Source organism: Marivivens marinus, from assembly GCF_035969385.1.
Classification (GTDB): Bacteria; Pseudomonadota; Alphaproteobacteria; order Rhodobacterales; family Rhodobacteraceae; genus SELP01.
Genome location: NZ_JAYKKJ010000005.1, coordinates 223165 through 238306, shown reverse-complemented (window position 1 = coordinate 238306; position 15142 = coordinate 223165). Strand labels below are relative to the sequence as shown.

The window sequence follows — 15142 nt, the reverse complement described above, 5'->3', positions numbered from 1 at the left end:
CACGCTGTGGTCGTGGCGGGCAAAGGTCAAGGGCTAGCCGTCAACTGCGGCCTCTTCCTCTGGCGTCAGGTGGCGGCTTGGCCCCCAGGCATAGCCGTCGGGACAGAGGATGACGCATTCGCGCAGCCCGTGAGGCTTGTCCGCCGGGGCCTGCAAGACCATTCCGCCCGCGTCTTCGGCCCGAGCCGCCGCCACATCGGGGTCCGTTTCGAACAAGTGCAGGGTGATCCCGCCGCCGCGCGGCCCGGATTCGGGCAGAAGCGAGGGCAGGGGGTGGCTGTGGTAGGTGCCGTCGGCGTGCAACTGGAACACCTGTTTGCCGTAGGTCATGATGGCGAAATCCGCGGTGACCCGGTGGGCCCGCATGTCAAACACCGCGTTCAGGAAGGCAACGCTGCGCCGCACATCCCGCACCAGCAGATTGACGCCAAGGCCAGCGAGGCTGCGACCAAAATCGCCGGGGCTGATCGTTTCGAAATCCATCGTCCTCTCCTCGTTCTGCATGGTGCCAGCGTATCAAACCGCGCCATCAGGCGCGTCTGCGATGCGACAGCTTTCCGCGGTTTTCCGCCGGGGCGTTTTGTCCCAATTGGACCTTTCCGGGCAAAGGCATACCCTTGGGCCGAGGGGAGATCCGCCATGTTCGCCAATCCACCGCCTGATCTGATCAAGCTGTATATCCGCAATGTCGCCATAGGCTTTGGCCTGGCGGCGGTCTTCGTGGCCCTGCTTTTATGGTTCGATATCGCCGGGCTGGGCGGGTTGGTGGCCCGGTCCGACAAAGGCTGGATAGCCGTCCTCATGCTGTTCTTGTCCAACGGCGTCATCTTCGCCGGAGTGCAGTTCGCCTTTGCGGTGATGTCCATGGCCGAGGACGATGACGACGACGAACCGCGGGGTGGGCGGCGCGCGCCGGTGCCCGAACCAGTTGCGATTCCTGTTCGGGTGGGGTCTCCTGCGGGCAGGTAGCACAGACAGGGGGCGTTCATGTCCGACCTTCCGCCAGAGTTCAAACAGTCCGACCTTTATGCCGCGATCAAGGCGGGCCGGGACCGGTTCCAGCGCCTTGGCTGGATCCTGATCGGGATCGGCGTCTTGGCGATTCTGTTCCCGCTCGTCGCCTCGATCGCGACCAAGGTTCTGGTTGGGGTCGTATTCCTTGTCGCCGGGGGCTTTACCCTGCATCACGCCTTTTGGGCGCGGGACTGGGGATCGGCGATCTGGTCAGGCCTGTCCGGGTTTCTCCAGCTTGCCGTCGGGGTCTATCTGGCCTTCTTCCCGCTGACCGGGCTGGTCGGGCTGACCTTCCTCGTCGGTCTGGCGTTTCTGGTTCAGGGTGCGATGGAGATGTTCATCGCCTTCCAGCACCGGCCGGGTAAGGGGTGGGCCTGGATGGGGTTTTCCGGGCTGGCCTCGCTTGTCCTTGGGGTCCTACTGATTTCGGGCCTGCCGGGAACGGCGCTTTGGGCAATCGGTCTGCTGATGGGACTGAATGCGCTGACGACCGGGATATCCTTTGTCGTCCTTGCGCGGTCGGTCTAGTCAGGAACGAGGTGGCGGGCACCACGACAACCGTGGGCGTTTGATTCCCGAGGACCTGTATGTACAGGTGGGCGCCAGATAACATGGCCAGGGCCGTGACAGAGCCAGCTCCCTCGGATTTGTTTAAGGCCACTGGAATGCAACGTTGGTCACGTGAAGCGCAGAAACCCGCCGCGACCATAGGTAGGGCGCGCGAGGCGCTACCGCAAGGGGTCAGACAGCCGGGCCGGTATCCAGAAGCCAGCCACCTTCGCCAACAACGCTTTCCGGCAGCATGTAGAGCCCCCGTTCGATCAGGCCCACCGCGATCAGGCTCATGCAGACATTGAAGAAAGTGAATTCCGAGGCGATGTGCTGAAGAAGGGTCATGAGTGGCAGCTCCGATAAGATTCGATCTTCTTTTGATCGGGTCGAGTGGCAAAGGAGCGGAGGATTCAAGGCCATTTCCGGGCAGATTTTGTAGTGCTGATCCCAATCCGGACACATTTTGTTAAGGTTGACGGGTGTTCACGGTATGTTCATATTTGACCCATGACCGAGATCCGACCAGACGACATGCTCAAACCCGGCCAGCTTCTGGCCCGTGGCGTCTGTCGCCATATGCTCAGCTATGACTTTGTGACGGTCGAGGAACTCGTGCCGACCAGTGGCCTGCGGGTCGATGTGATGGCGCTGGGACCAAAGGGCGAGATCTGGGTGGTCGAATGCAAATCAGGCCGTGCCGATTTTCAGTCCGACAACAAATGGCAGGGCTATCTGGAATGGTGCGACCGGTTCTTCTGGGCGGTTGATGCCGATTTCCCGACAGAACTTCTGCCCGATAATACCGGCCTGATCCTCGCCGACCCCTTCGGCGCGGAAATCATCCGAATGGGACCAGAGGCAAAGCTTGCCCCGGCGCGGCGCAAGGTGATGATCCAGAAATTCGCCCGTCACGCTGCGCTGCGACAGCACGCGGCGCGCGATCCATCCTGGTCACGGGCGTTCTGACACAAGGGCAGGGGCGACAGCATCGCTTGCCGCGCTGATCCCGGCAAACCGGTCCAGCCCCCGCAGCAGCAGCCGTTCGCCACGCTCCGCGATCCCCCGGCGGGCAAGGTCGAACCGTTCCGCGTCGTCCGCCCCGTCCGCAATCCGGTCGACGCAGGCATCCATGGCGGTCGCGACCATCCGGTCCAGCGGCGCCCCATCGGTGCCCAGCCCGTCAAGCGCGCGCTGGAAAAAGCCGCGGGCTTCGGCCAGCAGGTCCGATTGGCCGCCCAGACGGGCCAGATCGGCACAAAGCGCCCCTCGCTCCCGGTCCGCAAGCGCCCGATAATAGGTCAGCCCCTGTTCGGCGCAGATCGGGACGACCTCGTGCAGGGCCGAGAGCGCCTCTTGCAGGTCCGCGATGTCGCGCTGCAACTCGCCCCGGACCCGAAGGGTCATCGCCCGGTTCAACTGTGTCACCGCCCATCCCGGCTCGCCCGCTGACCGGGTCCGGACGGTCAGGGCGGCATCGATGGCGGCAAGCGACTCGGTGGCCGCGTCACTGCTTGCCTCAAGCTCGGCCAGGGTGCGCAGTGCGGTGCCAAGGTTCATCTGGGTCATGGCCCAATCGGATGCGGCGCTGTCACGGGTGCGAACCGCAAGGGCCGCGTCATAGGCGGCAATCGCCCGGTTCAGCCGGTCGTTGCCCGGGTCACGCTGGGCGATGGCGTGCTGGCTGTTGGCAAGGTTCATCTGCGCCTTGGCCCAAAGTGCCGGGTTGTCCGCGCGATCCCAGATCGCAAGCGCCTCTTCAAAGCAAGCGACAGCGGCGTGCAGGGCTGCCATGTCCGGGCGGCGTTCGCCAAGGGTGTGCTGGATGATCCCGGCGTAATTCGCGGCCGTGCCCTGCTGAACCGGGGTTCGGGCAACCTCGGCCATTTTCCCGGCCAATGCGCCTGCCACCTCCAGATCAAGGAACAGCGCCTTGTCCCTTCCGCGGGCGAACCATTCCATCCAAAGGGGCGACAGCGCGTCGAATTCCGTGCCCGGGGCTGCGCCCTCTGTTGCCAGCCGGAACAGCCGGGTCGCGGCAGCGTCGGGGTCGCGGCGCAGAAGGTCTTGCTGCAACCCCGCCTCTAGTAACGCCTTGACGCGGGCGGTGTGGGCGGCTTCAGCCTCGGCCAGGGCCGCGTCGATCGCCTCGCCGGCGGCATCGTGCTGGCCTTCCGCCGACAGACGGGCGGCCTGACCCAGCGCTGGCGTGTCCTGCGACGGCGTCGTCTGGACCGTGATCGCAAGGTCCACTGCCCGCTCCAATTCGCGAAATGCCTGCTCTGGGTCGCGCACATCTGCCGCCACGCGGGACGCAAGGGCCACCAGCGCCGCATCGGTGATGCCGCTGGCCCGCGCGGTCTGCGCCTGCTGTCCTGTGGCCAACGCCGTCCGCAACAGCGCCTCGATAGTATCGAGCCGCCCGGTCGTCGCCTCGAACCCCGTGGCAATTTGATCCTCGACCCGGTCCATCTGTCCCAGAAGGTCGGACCAGATTGCCGGGGCAAGGCTGCCGGTAAATTCGGGCATGGCCAGCAACCGGCGATAGGCCGATTCCGTCAGATCGGCGAGGAAAGCGCGGGCCAGTCGGGCGTCCGCGTCATGGCGTGATGCCGGGCGATAGACATCGGGCAGGGCGGCTTCTGCCTTGGCCAGAAACAGGTCGGCCATGCGGGCCGGGTCCAGCCTGCGGCCCACCACCTCGGTCGAGGAAATCTCGATCAGCGGCAGGACCTCGTCAAAGGCGCGGATCGCCGCCTCGATCTGGCCCGGATCGGCATGGCCGGGCAGGTGATTGGTCCAGTCGTCCTCGATCTGGCGGCGCAGGTCAGCGATGACCTTTTCGGCGTTGAAGCGGCGACGGTGGGACAGGTGACCGATGATCGTACCAAGCCCGAAACTGGCCTGCGCCGTCCCCGGCGGAACCGGCAGGCCCGAGGCGGTCGCAGCGGCAAAGATCGACGCCCCGAACAGGATCGTCGTGAACCCGCCAAGGGTTTCGGCATTGGGAAGAACCTTGCGCATGTCCCACCTCCTGCGGCGAAAGTGGCAGGCGTTCCGGCCCGCGCGCAAGTGAAATGATGGATCGGCGCGTCTAGCGGCTGCGGCGGACGGTCTGCGCGGCGGCGCGGATTTCCTCGGCGATCTCTTCGGCCTCGTCCGGGTCGAAGTCCATCGGGATCTCCATATCGCCAGCCTGAATGAACAGGCGCACCATGCCTTCGGTGGTCGGGCCGATCTGCAGATTGGCTTCGATGTCGCGTTCGGTGTTGATGCCCATTGGGTGTGTCCGCCTTGAGATGACCTGCCGCCTCCTACAGCGGGGATGGCCGGATTGGCAAGCCCGGGCAGGGGGGCGGAAAATGAAATCCGGGGGGATTTGGCCCCTTGCATTCGCGGTTCGGCGGCGCTAAGTCCCCGCGCAGTGCCGCCTTAGCTCAGTTGGTTAGAGCGCTGGATTGTGGATCCAGAGGTCCCCTGTTCAAGCCAGGGAGGCGGTACCATCCCCCCAAACACACGTATCATTCGGCGACGGTGGGTTAAAACCCACCTTACGAAGGGGCTCTGCCCCCCTGGCCCTTTCGGGCCATTCACCCCGGGATATTTATTGACCCAAAGAAGGGGGTGGCCTCAGCGTCCATTCTTCTTTGGGTTGGAAATATCCTCTGGGGGTCCGGGGGGCGAAGCGCCCCCGGGTAAGGTGGGTTTCAACCCACCACTCCCTCAGTCGACCGTCACCGTTTGCCGCAGCGCCCCGCTAGCGCGGTCAAAAATCAGGATACGGTCGTCGGTTGTCACCACCGCGAACCAGTCTGCGCCTTGGGTAAAGGCCTGCGCCTCCGCTCCGGCTGGCAGGGCGATCTGTTCGGGCAAAGTGATCAGCGGCCGGTTCAACCGGATGACAAGCGCCACGATAAGCACTAGGAAGCCTGCGATCATCACCACGGCCAGCCCGGTCACCAGCCGCTTGAGAAACATCAGTTGCGGCGGCAGGGGTTCACCGTCTTCAGAAGGGGTATCCATTGCCCGAGACCCTCGTCAGTTTCCGGATCTCCGAAGATCCGCCTGCCCGCCTTGATAAGGCGCTTTCGCTGGATGTGCCAGAGAGCGCGTCCCTGTCCCGGTCCCGCCTTGCCCGGTTGATCGAAGAGGGCGCGGTGCGGCTGAACGGCGAGGTTGTGACCAACCCCCGCCACCGCGTGGCCGAGGGCGACACAGTTGAAATCACGGTAGAGGAAGCCGCCGAAAGCCATATCGGGGCCGAGGAAATCCCGCTGGACGTGGTTTACGAGGACGCCGACCTGATCGTGGTGAACAAGCCCGCGGGCATGGTTGTCCACCCCGCGCCGGGCACGCCGGGCGGCACCCTTGTCAATGCGCTGATCCATCATTGCGGCGACAGCCTGTCAGGGGTGGGTGGGGCAAAGCGACCCGGCATCGTGCACCGGATCGACAAGGAAACCAGCGGCCTTCTGGTGGTGGCGAAATCCGACCGGGCCCATCACGGCCTTGCCGCGCAGTTTGAAAAACACAGCGTGCACCGCCGCTATCTTGCCGTCTGTTATGGCGTGCCGGACCAGAACGACCCGCGGCTGCACGGGATCAAGAGCACCAGTTTCGAACCGGGCAATATCCTCAAGATCCAGTCTTTCCTTGGCCGCCACAAGACCGACCGCCAGCGGCAGGCCGTCAGTTTCGATGGCGGACGCCATGCCGTGACCCGCGCCCGCATCCTGCAGCCCCTCGGGACCCCCCCGGTTGCCGCCCTGATCGAATGCTGGCTGGAAACCGGCCGCACCCATCAGATCAGGGTGCATATGGCCCATGCGGGCCATGGGCTAATCGGCGATCCGGTCTATGGCGGGCGGCGCAAGTTGCCGGTGAAATCGGTGGGCGAGGCGGGGTTTGCCGCCGCCCAGACCTTTGCCCGACAGGCGCTTCATGCCGCCGAACTGGGGTTTACCCATCCGGTGACGGGCGACGACATGACGTTCGAGGCTCCGATTCCAGCGGATATGGCCGCCCTTGTCACCGCCCTTGGCGGTACACTCGATTAGTCGTCAGATTTCTCGCGGCTGCGGCCCATTAGCCGCCCGATCACGAAACTGGTGCGCGGCGCGTAGACATAGCGCGTCCGGCGCTCCGCCGGGCGCGCCCTCATCCGGGCCAGCCCGAAAACGATCAGCAGGATATGCCCGACCGAGATCAGGGTGAACAGTGCCGCTGGTCCGAACCAGACGATCAGGGTCGATGACACATAGGGCGCGCCGATCGCCCCGACCGCGTAGAAGAACATCAGCGCGGCGGAGAGTTCCACCCGTTCGTCAGAGCTTGCAAAATCATGGGCGTGGGCGGCGCTGACCGAATAGATCGGGAAGGTCGTAAAGCCAAAGAAGCTGGCTGCCAGCATCACCCAGACGGTGCCCAGATGCGCCACCCCGACGGTGACTACACAGGACAGGACCGCCGCGACCGACAGCCAGATCAGCACCCAGCGACGGTCGAACTTGTCCGCAAGCCAGCCTACCGGGATTTGTGCAATGGCCCCGCCAAAGACGAAGAAGGCGAGGAAATAGCCGATCTGGTCCGCCGTCAGCCCGATTTCCTGCCCGTAGATCGGCCCGACCATCCGGAACGAGGCCGCCGAAAGGGCCGCCACCACCACGCCCACTGTGGCCAGCGGCGACATCCGCCAGGAAATCGCGGGCCGCAGGCGCGTCGCGCCGGGCGTCACTGGCTGGGTCGCCTTGGTCACGGCCATCGGCAACAGCGCGGTGCAGCAGAGGATCACCAGCGTGTTATAGGCCAGATAGGTTTCCAGATCGGCCAGCCAGCCGACCATCGCCTGCGCCATGAACGACCCGCCCACATCGACGACGCGGTAGATCCCCATCGCCCGGCCCCGGTTTTCATTGGTCACTTTGGCCTGCAACCACGCTTCAATCACAGTATAGCAGCCAGCCACGCATATCCCGCTGGCGACCCGGAACAGCGCCCACCAGTTGGGATCGGTGACCAGAACATGGGCCGACAGGCCGATGGCGCCAAGGGCGGTGAAGGTCGCAAAGGACCTTGCGTGGCCGACATCGCCCAACAGGCGCGGCGCCCACCAGCAGCCGATGAAGAAGCCAAAAAAATGCGCCGAGCCCAGAAAGCCGACCTCGGGCTTCGAAAACCCGGCCCCTAGCCCGACCAACGCATCCAGCGGGCCAACGCCCCCGGTGGCGATTTGCAGAAGGACGACAGACAGAAACAGGGCGGCGAAGGAAATCAGAATGCGCATAGGCCACTTATGCCCGGAAAATGCTGGCACGCCATGCCCGTTCCCGCCCAAATTGGTCGTATTGGGACATTCTCTGGCCGCCCCGGCGGGTGGTCGGGCTTGCCCCTGCCGCGTGTCGGTCTAAGGTCGGTTCAACGCGCGGGAAGGAGCCTTGAATGAAACAGATCGAACTTGGCCAATCTGGGATCATGGTTCCGGACTGGTGCCTTGGCACCATGACCTTCGGAACCCAAACCAATGTCGCTGACAGCCATGCCCAGATCGACATGTCATTGGATCATGGCCTGAATTTCCTCGACACCGCCGAAATGTATCCAGTCAACCCGGTCCGGGCGGAAACCGTTGGCCGGACCGAGGAGATCATCGGCGATTGGCTGGAAAAGACCCGGCGGCGCGACGATGTGATCCTTGCCACCAAGGCCGGAGGCGACAGCCAGATGGTCCGGGGCGGCGAAGGTTATGGCCCCGACTCGATCCTGCGTATTCTGGACGGCAACCTGAAGCGGCTGAAGACCGACTATATCGACGTCTATCAACTTCATTGGCCAATGCGCGGGTCCTACATGTTCCGCCAGAACTGGACTTATGATCCCTCCGGGCAGGACCGGCAAAAGACGCTGGACCACATGGCCGGGGTTCTGGAAAAGCTGGGCGAGGCGCAGAAGGCGGGCAAGATCCGCGCCTTTGGCATGTCCAACGAAAGCGCCTGGGGCTGCACCCGCTGGATCGACGTGGCCGAACAGGTGGGCGGCCCGCGCATGGCGACGGTGCAGAACGAATATTCGCTGCTGTGCCGGATGTATGACGCCGACATGGCCGAAATGGCGGTGAACGAAAAGGTGACGCTCCTGTCCTTTTCGCCCCTCGCCGCCGGGCTTCTGACCGGGAAATACCAGAACGGCGCCGTGCCCGAGGGCAGCCGGATGTCGCTGAACGGCAACCTTGGTGGCCGCAAGACCCCCCGTGCCTTCGAGGCGGTGGACCAGTATCTTGATCTGGCGCGCGATCACGGGCTTGACCCGGTGCACATGGCAATGGCCTGGCAGCGCAGCCGGCCCTTCCCGATCTCGGCGATCTTCGGGGCGACAACGATTGATCAACTGTCCCATATCCTCAAGGGCAAGGACATGGAGCTGTCGCCCGAGGTGACCAAGGAAATCGATCGCATCAACAAGACGATCCCGATGCCGTATTAAAGAAGGGTGGGTTGAAACCCACCTCTGCCGGTCAGGGCCAGTTGCCGCGTAGCCTGCGGATGTCCCGGACCGAGGTGCCATAGGCCGCCTTGAATGCCCGGCCAAAGGCCGCGTGGCTGGAAAACCCGCAGGCCAGCGCAATGTCCTGCACCGCCATGTCCGTGTCGCGGGCCAGCCGCTGCGCCTCGGCCAGTCGCAGGCCAAGCCAATAGCCGTGCGGGCTTTGGCCCAGCGTGGCGCGAAACTTCTGTTCCAGCAGCCTGCGAGAGACACCAAGCTGGGCGGAAAGCTGATCCATTGTCACAGGCGCATCGAGACCGGCCTCCATTTCGGCGATGGCGCGGGCAACGATGGGCGCGCGCCGTGACAGCGCAAGCGTGGGAACCAGCCGTTGCGGCGCATCGCCCGCATGGACCGGGTCGTAGATGAACACGCCCGCCACCCGTGCGGCCACATCGGCCCCCGCGTGGTGCCGGATCAGCGCAAGCATCATGTCTAGGCAGGGGCTCGCCCCTCCGGTAGTCAGCATTCGACCCGAAACCCGGAACCGGTCGCGCACTGTTTCCACGCGCGGGAACCGGGCGGCGAACCGGTCAAGGTCCTCCCAATGGGTCGTGGCGGCCTGCCCGTCCAGAAGCCCGGCCGAGGCCAGAAGCCAGCCCGCCCCGTCAACCGCGACGATGACTGCCCGCCCGCGCGCCATCCGCCGCAATTCGCGGTGCAGCGCCGGGGTATCCTGCCGGTCAAGACTAAAGCTGGCCACCAGCATCAGAAGGTCGGGCACCGGAACCGTGCCCACCGCCGCGCCGGGGATATCGAACCCGGCGGTGATCCGCGCCGGGCTGCCCGTCATGGTCAGGTAGGTCCAGTCAAAGACACGCCGCCCGGCAAACCGGTTCGCGGCCCGCATCGGGTCCACCGCCGCGGCAAGGGACAGAAGGTTCGTGTCGTCCAGAACAAGGACACCCACCCGGACTGGCCGGTCGGTAGGAAGACTGGGGAATGCGCTATTCATCAAGAAGAATGCGTAAAACGGAAAGCGCGGAGTGCCAAGCGGTATCATAGTTGGGACAGAATCAAGGATCGGAGGACCAAGATGCCCCTGCAAATGAACCGAGAGGTCTTTATCACCTGCGCCGTTACCGGATCGGGCAGCACTCAAGACCGGAGCCCGCATGTCCCCCGGTCCCCGAAGGACATCGCCGACAGCGCGATTGCCGCCGCCAAGGCCGGCGCCGCCGTAGTCCACTGCCACGTGCGCGACCCCGAGACCGGCGCCCCCAGCCGCAAGTTGGACTATTACCGCGAAGTCACCGACCGCATCCGCGATGCCGAGGTCGATGTGGTTCTGAACCTGACCGCCGGAATGGGCGGAGACATGATCTTTGGTCCCACCGAACACCCGCTGCCGCTGCAAGCCGGGACCGATATGATCGGTGCCGCCGAACGGGTCGAGCATGTCAAGCAATGCCTGCCCGAGATTTGCACGCTGGATTGCGGCACCATGAACTTCGCCGAGGCCGACTATGTCATGACCAACACGCCCGGCATGCTGCAGGCGATGGGCCGGATGATGACCCACCTTGGCGTCAAACCCGAGATCGAGGCCTTCGACACCGGCCACCTTTGGTATGCCAAGCAGCTGGTGAAAGACGGCATTCTAGACAGCCCCGCGCTGGTGCAGCTGTGCATGGGGGTGCCGTGGGGCGCACCGGACGACCTGAATACCTTCATGGCTATGGTCAACAATGTCCCCGACGATTGGACCTTCAGCGCCTTCTCGCTTGGCCGCAGCCAGATGCCCTATGTCGCCGCTGCCGTTCTGGCCGGGGGCAACGTGCGGGTCGGGCTGGAAGACAACCTGATGCTGGACAAGGGCGTTCTGGCGACCAATGCGCAGCTGGTCGAGCGGTCGGTCAACATCATCGAAAACCTTGGCGCCCGCGTGATCGGCCCGGAAGAGGTTCGCAAGAAACTTGGCCTGACCAAGCGCGCGCCGGGGTCGGCGTGACCAATCCGGGCCGGACATGGGCGGCACTGATCGCCGCCCTTGCCCTGTCGGCCTGCGCGGTGCCGCTTGAAACATATCGTGACGCCACCGTCCCCATCGCTTCCAAGGCGCTGTTCGAACCGGCCCGATACCTTGGCCTGTGGCACGAGGTCGCCCGGTTCCCGGTTCCGTTCGAGGAAGGCTGCGTCGGCGTCACCGCGGAATACACGGCCCGCCCCGACGGGCTGATCGGGGTGCGCAATACTTGCCGCACCGCCGACGGCAGTATTCGCAGCACCATCGACGGCACCGCCGAAATCGTCGGGCCGGGCCGGCTCAAGGTACGGTTTGCGTCGGTGCCTTTCGTGGCCTCCGACTATTGGGTGCTATGGGTCGATCAGGACTATACCGTGGCCGTTGTGGGCGCGCCGGACGGCCGGTCAGGCTGGATTCTGAGCCGCACCCCGCAGATTTCCGCCGACAAGCTGGCCGCGGCACGTGAGATTCTCGACTTCAACGGGTATGATCTGTCCCGTCTGAAGGAGTTGTAACCATGAAGAAGCTGTTTCTTGTCTGCATCCTTGGCCTGGTCGCCTGCGAAGAGGTTCCGGGCGGTGGAATGGCCGCCCCGTCTTCGGGCGGAGGGGCATTCAAGGAATACCTTGTTCTTGGCAATCGTTCGATGACCTATCAGGAATGCGTCGCCCTAGGCGGGCTGGTTATCCACGACGCGGGAAGCTCCATGTGGGCCTGTGATCCGCGCGTGACCAACCACAACAACGTGTCCCCGGACGAGGAATTCAATCACCCCGACACCTGACGGTTTCGGGGACTTCGGACCCGGCCGGCGCCTGACACGCCCGGCCCCTTCCACGGACAAGGGTCTTGTCTGCTTTCGGGCCTGCCGTTTCGGCGGGGCCGGGGGCTCGCGTTGTGAAAGGGAGAGACATGGCAGCGCACGCACAGAACCGGACCGCCGCGATCATCGGTGGGGGTGTCATCGGGGGCGGCTGGGCCGCGAGGTTCCTGCTGATGGGCTGGGACGTTCGGGTGTTCGACCCGGACCCGGAAGCGGGCCGCAAGGTGGGCGAGGTGCTGGACAACGCACGCCGGTCGCTGCCCGGTCTGTCCGACGTGGCCCTGCCCGAAGAAGGCACCCTGACCTTTCACGACACCATTTCCGATTGCGTTGCCGGGGCCGAGTGGATTCAGGAAAGCGTGCCAGAGCGGCTGGAACTGAAGCGCAAGGTCTACCAGACCATACAGGAACATTGCGCCCCCGACGCGATCATCGGGTCTTCGACAAGCGGCTTCAAGCCGTCCGAATTGCAGGGCTGCGCGACCCGTCCCGGCCAGATCGTCGTGACCCACCCGTTCAACCCGGTCTACCTGCTGCCGCTGATCGAACTGGTCCCCTCTGACATCAACGCGCCCGAGGATGTGGAGCGGGCCAAGGGAGTCCTGACCGCGATCGGCTGCTACCCGCTGCATGTCCGCAAGGAGATCGACGCCCATATCGCCGACCGATTCCTTGAAGCGGTCTGGCGCGAGGCGCTGTGGCTGATCAAGGATGGCATCGCCACCACCGAAGAGATCGACAACGCGATCCGCTATGGTTTTGGCCTGCGCTGGGCGCAGATGGGCCTTTTTGAAACCTATCGCATTGCCGGGGGCGAAGCGGGAATGCGCCATTTCATCGCCCAGTTCGGCCCCTGCCTGTCCTGGCCCTGGACCAAGCTGATGGATGTGCCGGAACTGACCGACGAGTTGACCAACCAGATCGCCGACCAGTCCGACGCCCAATCGGGGATGCACACGATTCGCGAATTGGAACGCATCCGCGACAACAACCTTGTCACCATGATGCGCGGGCTGAAGGCGCAGAAATGGGGCGCGGGCGCGCTTCTGAACGATCAGGACCGCAGGATCGACCAACTGCCCGAAACGCTGGATGACGTGGCCGACCTGTCCGCGCCCATCGTCACCGTGGCACGTGCGGTGCCGCTCGACTGGACCGACTACAACGGTCACATGAACGAGGCCCGCTATCTTCAGGCCTTCGGCGATGCGACCGACAAATTCATGGCGATGGTCGGCTGTGATGCCGATTACATCGCCACCGGGGGCAGCTATTTCACCGCTGAAACCCACATTCGCCACATCGACGAGGTGCATGCCGGGGCGCGCATCCGGGTCGAGACCCAGGTGCTTCTGGGCGCGGGCAAGAAGATGCACCTGTTCCACCGGATGTTTGAAGGCGACCGTCTGCTGGCCACCGGGGAACATATGCTGATCCACGTCAGCCTTGAGACCCGCAAGGCCAGCGAACCGGGGCCGACCGTCGCCGCACCGCTGTCCCGAGTGGCCGAGGCTCAAGCCGCCCTGCCGCGCCCCGAAGGGGCGGGTGCGGCTGTCGGGGTGCGCTGATGCCGCGCGTCCTGATCACCGCCGGGGCCAGCGGGATCGGCCGCGCCATGGCCGAGGCCTTTGACGACGCGGGCTACGAGGTCTGGGTCACGGATGTGGACACCGACGCGCTGCAATCCTGCCCCGGAAACTGGCGGTGCCGGGTCGTGGACGCCGCGGACGAGGCGCAGATCGGCGGTTTGTTCGACGGCATCGCCAAAGCGGGCGGGCTGGACGTGCTCTGTGCCAACGCAGGCGTGAAAGGCCCGACCGCCCCGATCGAAGAGGTCACGCTGGACGACTGGCGGGCCTGCACGGCGGTGACGCTGGACGGGGCGTTTCTGGTTGCCAAATACGCGGCGCCCCTGATGAAGGCGGCGGGGCAAGGGGTGATCCTGTTCACCTCCTCCACCGCCGGGATCTATGGCTATCCGAACCGCAGCCCCTATGCGGCGGCGAAATGGGCGGTCATCGGGCTAATGAAGACTGTCGCGATGGAATTGGGGCCATTTGGTATCCGCTCCAACGCGATCCTGCCCGGCGCGGTCGAAGGGCCGCGCATGGAACGGGTGCTGGAGGCCGAGGCGAAGGCCAAGGGCATGACCCGCGATCAGGTCTACAACGGCTATGCGGCGGGCGTGTCGATGAAAACCTGGGTCGAGGCGCGGGACATCGCCGATATGGCGGTCTTCCTTGCCTCGGACGGGGCGCGGCGGGTGTCTGGACAGGTGATCGCGGTGGACGGGCATACGGTCAACCCGGACCCGCAGATCTAAGGCGTTTACGCGCGGGTCCATGGCCTATCCGACCTGCGCTTCAATCCGGTCCAACTCGTTCATGAATTCGCGGCTGGACACCTCTGCCTCGCGGATCAGCCCGTCGAAATGCCGGGTGATCGCCTGCACACGTTCGGTATCGCGGAAGGCCAGATAGGACGACCCAAGGTAGATCACCGCCAGAAGCGGCCCGAAGACCGTCACGGGTGCGGAATACAGCCTGCGGGCGTCGAACAGATAGACCCGAAGCGAGGGGTAAAGCTGATCGTAGAGGCCGCGCAGATGGGCGATCTGGGCGGCGCGAATGTCGCGGGGAAGCCCGCTGTAATAGCCCTCGGCGCGGGCAAAGCTTTCGATTTCGTGCAGGGGCAGGGCAATCTCGTAGTCGGATTTCGATGCCCGCATCCAGTTCAGGCGGTCGCGGCTGGCCCCGATCGCCTGTTCCGCCGTCTTGCCCAGCGACGGGCCGTATTCCCAGCCCAGCATCGCGTCGGTCTTGAGCATATCAGGCAGGCCGGTCGGCACATGGCGGATCTTGTATCCCGCCGCCTCTTGATGCCAGCCAAAGATCGTTTCATCCACAAGGGCGCGGGGGGCCCGGGTCATGGTCATTGCAGCGGCCACAAGGTCGGCGGCCAGTTCCGGCCGGTCCGACAGCCCCAACAGCCAGTCGGCCGAGACCCCAAGCGCCGCCGCACATCCCGCCACCAGCTGCGCATTGGGCAGCCGCGCACCGTCACCCTTCAGCAGTTGAGAAATGGTCGACCGGTCCACGCCACAGGCGCGGGCCAGCCCGCTTTGGCTTTCGCCAGCACGGGTCATGGCAAGGGCGATCCTTTCCCGAAACAGGGCCGCGCGATCACGTTTGTCGATAGAATTCGTCATAGTGTGGAGTATTATCACCACTGATTAGAAAAGTTAATCAGAT

At 64.6% G+C, this 15142-nt stretch carries 18 protein-coding genes, 1 tRNA gene and 1 other RNA gene; 11 read left to right on the top strand and 9 right to left on the bottom strand.

Translation table 11 applies throughout. The annotated features are described in order from the left end of the window. Positions 1-33: 33 nt before the first annotated feature. Positions 34-483: a VOC family protein gene (locus U3648_RS10245; RefSeq protein ID WP_420859134.1), complete on the bottom strand. Its 450-nt coding sequence runs from the start codon at positions 481-483 to the stop codon at positions 34-36. 156 nt (positions 484-639) lie between these two features. Here U3648_RS10245 and U3648_RS10240 point away from each other — a divergent pair, with 156 nt between their 5' ends. Both U3648_RS10240 and U3648_RS10235 read left to right on the top strand, forming a co-directional pair. Further along, positions 640-969: a hypothetical protein gene (locus U3648_RS10240; protein WP_420859133.1), complete on the top strand. Its 330-nt coding sequence runs from the start codon at positions 640-642 to the stop codon at positions 967-969. Between the two features lie 18 nt (positions 970-987). After that, a complete protein-coding gene (locus U3648_RS10235; protein ID WP_420859132.1) occupies positions 988-1542 on the top strand; it encodes an HdeD family acid-resistance protein in 555 nt (184 codons plus the stop codon). 14 nt (positions 1543-1556) lie between these two features. Here the strand turns inward: U3648_RS10235 and ssrS are convergent. Next, a non-coding RNA gene (gene ssrS, locus U3648_RS16310) (6S RNA) lies at positions 1557-1712 on the bottom strand. Between the two features lie 43 nt (positions 1713-1755). After that, positions 1756-1911, bottom strand: coding sequence for a hypothetical protein (locus U3648_RS10230; protein WP_420859131.1), 156 nt, complete (start codon positions 1909-1911; stop codon positions 1756-1758). Positions 1912-2073: 162 nt separating this feature from the next. Between U3648_RS10230 and U3648_RS10225 the strand changes: the two genes are divergently transcribed. Further along, on the top strand, positions 2074-2532 hold the full coding sequence (locus tag U3648_RS10225; protein WP_420859130.1) for an MmcB family DNA repair protein: 459 nt from the start codon (positions 2074-2076) through the stop codon (positions 2530-2532). Here the strand turns inward: U3648_RS10225 and U3648_RS10220 are convergent. Further along, positions 2518-4587: a hypothetical protein gene (locus tag U3648_RS10220; protein ID WP_420859129.1), complete on the bottom strand. Its 2070-nt coding sequence runs from the start codon at positions 4585-4587 to the stop codon at positions 2518-2520. The two genes, U3648_RS10225 and U3648_RS10220, sit on opposite strands and share 15 nt — an antisense overlap. A 70-nt stretch (positions 4588-4657) precedes the next feature. Further along, positions 4658-4843 carry a DUF6324 family protein gene (locus U3648_RS10215; protein ID WP_420859128.1) on the bottom strand — a complete coding sequence of 62 codons (186 nt, stop codon included), beginning with the start codon at positions 4841-4843 and terminating at the stop codon, positions 4658-4660. A gap of 146 nt (positions 4844-4989) precedes the next feature. Between U3648_RS10215 and U3648_RS10210 the strand changes: the two genes are divergently transcribed. After that, a tRNA-His gene (locus tag U3648_RS10210) sits at positions 4990-5066 on the top strand. Positions 5067-5286: 220 nt separating this feature from the next. Here the strand turns inward: U3648_RS10210 and U3648_RS10205 are convergent. After that, a complete protein-coding gene (locus tag U3648_RS10205; RefSeq protein ID WP_420859127.1) occupies positions 5287-5586 on the bottom strand; it encodes a DUF6476 family protein in 300 nt (99 codons plus the stop codon). Here U3648_RS10205 and U3648_RS10200 point away from each other — a divergent pair. Continuing rightward, positions 5586-6620 carry an RluA family pseudouridine synthase gene (locus tag U3648_RS10200; RefSeq protein WP_420859126.1) on the top strand — a complete coding sequence of 345 codons (1035 nt, stop codon included), beginning with the start codon at positions 5586-5588 and terminating at the stop codon, positions 6618-6620. The two genes, U3648_RS10205 and U3648_RS10200, sit on opposite strands and share 1 nt — an antisense overlap. On the opposite strand, the gene U3648_RS10195 is transcribed toward U3648_RS10200, so the two are convergent. Further along, positions 6617-7846: an MFS transporter gene (locus tag U3648_RS10195; RefSeq protein WP_420859125.1), complete on the bottom strand. Its 1230-nt coding sequence runs from the start codon at positions 7844-7846 to the stop codon at positions 6617-6619. The two genes, U3648_RS10200 and U3648_RS10195, sit on opposite strands and share 4 nt — an antisense overlap. A gap of 155 nt (positions 7847-8001) precedes the next feature. Here U3648_RS10195 and U3648_RS10190 point away from each other — a divergent pair, with 155 nt between their 5' ends. Beyond that, entirely contained in the window at positions 8002-9042 is a 1041-nt protein-coding gene (locus tag U3648_RS10190; RefSeq protein ID WP_420859124.1) for an aldo/keto reductase, read from the top strand. 31 nt (positions 9043-9073) lie between these two features. Here the strand turns inward: U3648_RS10190 and U3648_RS10185 are convergent, their stop codons facing one another. Next, positions 9074-10057 carry a GlxA family transcriptional regulator gene (locus U3648_RS10185; protein WP_420859123.1) on the bottom strand — a complete coding sequence of 328 codons (984 nt, stop codon included), beginning with the start codon at positions 10055-10057 and terminating at the stop codon, positions 9074-9076. Between the two features lie 81 nt (positions 10058-10138). On the opposite strand from U3648_RS10185, the gene bcoG reads away from it, so the two are divergent. The 5 genes from bcoG (at position 10139) to U3648_RS10160 (ending at position 14214) form a co-directional block, all read left to right on the top strand. After that, positions 10139-11053, top strand: coding sequence for a 3-dehydrocarnitine:acetyl-CoA trimethylamine transferase BcoG (bcoG, locus tag U3648_RS10180; protein WP_420859122.1), 915 nt, complete (start codon positions 10139-10141; stop codon positions 11051-11053). Next, on the top strand, positions 11050-11583 hold the full coding sequence (locus tag U3648_RS10175; RefSeq protein ID WP_420859121.1) for a lipocalin family protein: 534 nt from the start codon (positions 11050-11052) through the stop codon (positions 11581-11583). Before bcoG ends, U3648_RS10175 begins: the two co-directional genes overlap by 4 nt. Before the next feature lie 2 nt (positions 11584-11585). Further along, positions 11586-11852: a hypothetical protein gene (locus U3648_RS10170; protein ID WP_129685436.1), complete on the top strand. Its 267-nt coding sequence runs from the start codon at positions 11586-11588 to the stop codon at positions 11850-11852. 128 nt (positions 11853-11980) lie between these two features. After that, complete coding sequence (locus U3648_RS10165; protein WP_420859120.1) at positions 11981-13459, top strand: carnitine 3-dehydrogenase; 1479 nt, start codon at positions 11981-11983, stop codon at positions 13457-13459. Then, entirely contained in the window at positions 13459-14214 is a 756-nt protein-coding gene (locus tag U3648_RS10160; RefSeq protein ID WP_420859119.1) for an SDR family oxidoreductase, read from the top strand. The genes U3648_RS10165 and U3648_RS10160 overlap by 1 nt, the downstream gene beginning before the upstream one ends. Before the next feature lie 24 nt (positions 14215-14238). On the opposite strand, the gene U3648_RS10155 is transcribed toward U3648_RS10160, so the two are convergent. Beyond that, positions 14239-15099 (bottom strand): helix-turn-helix domain-containing protein, encoded by an 861-nt coding sequence (locus U3648_RS10155; RefSeq protein WP_420859118.1) that lies wholly within the window; start codon positions 15097-15099, stop codon positions 14239-14241. Between the last annotated feature and the right edge of the window lie 43 nt (positions 15100-15142).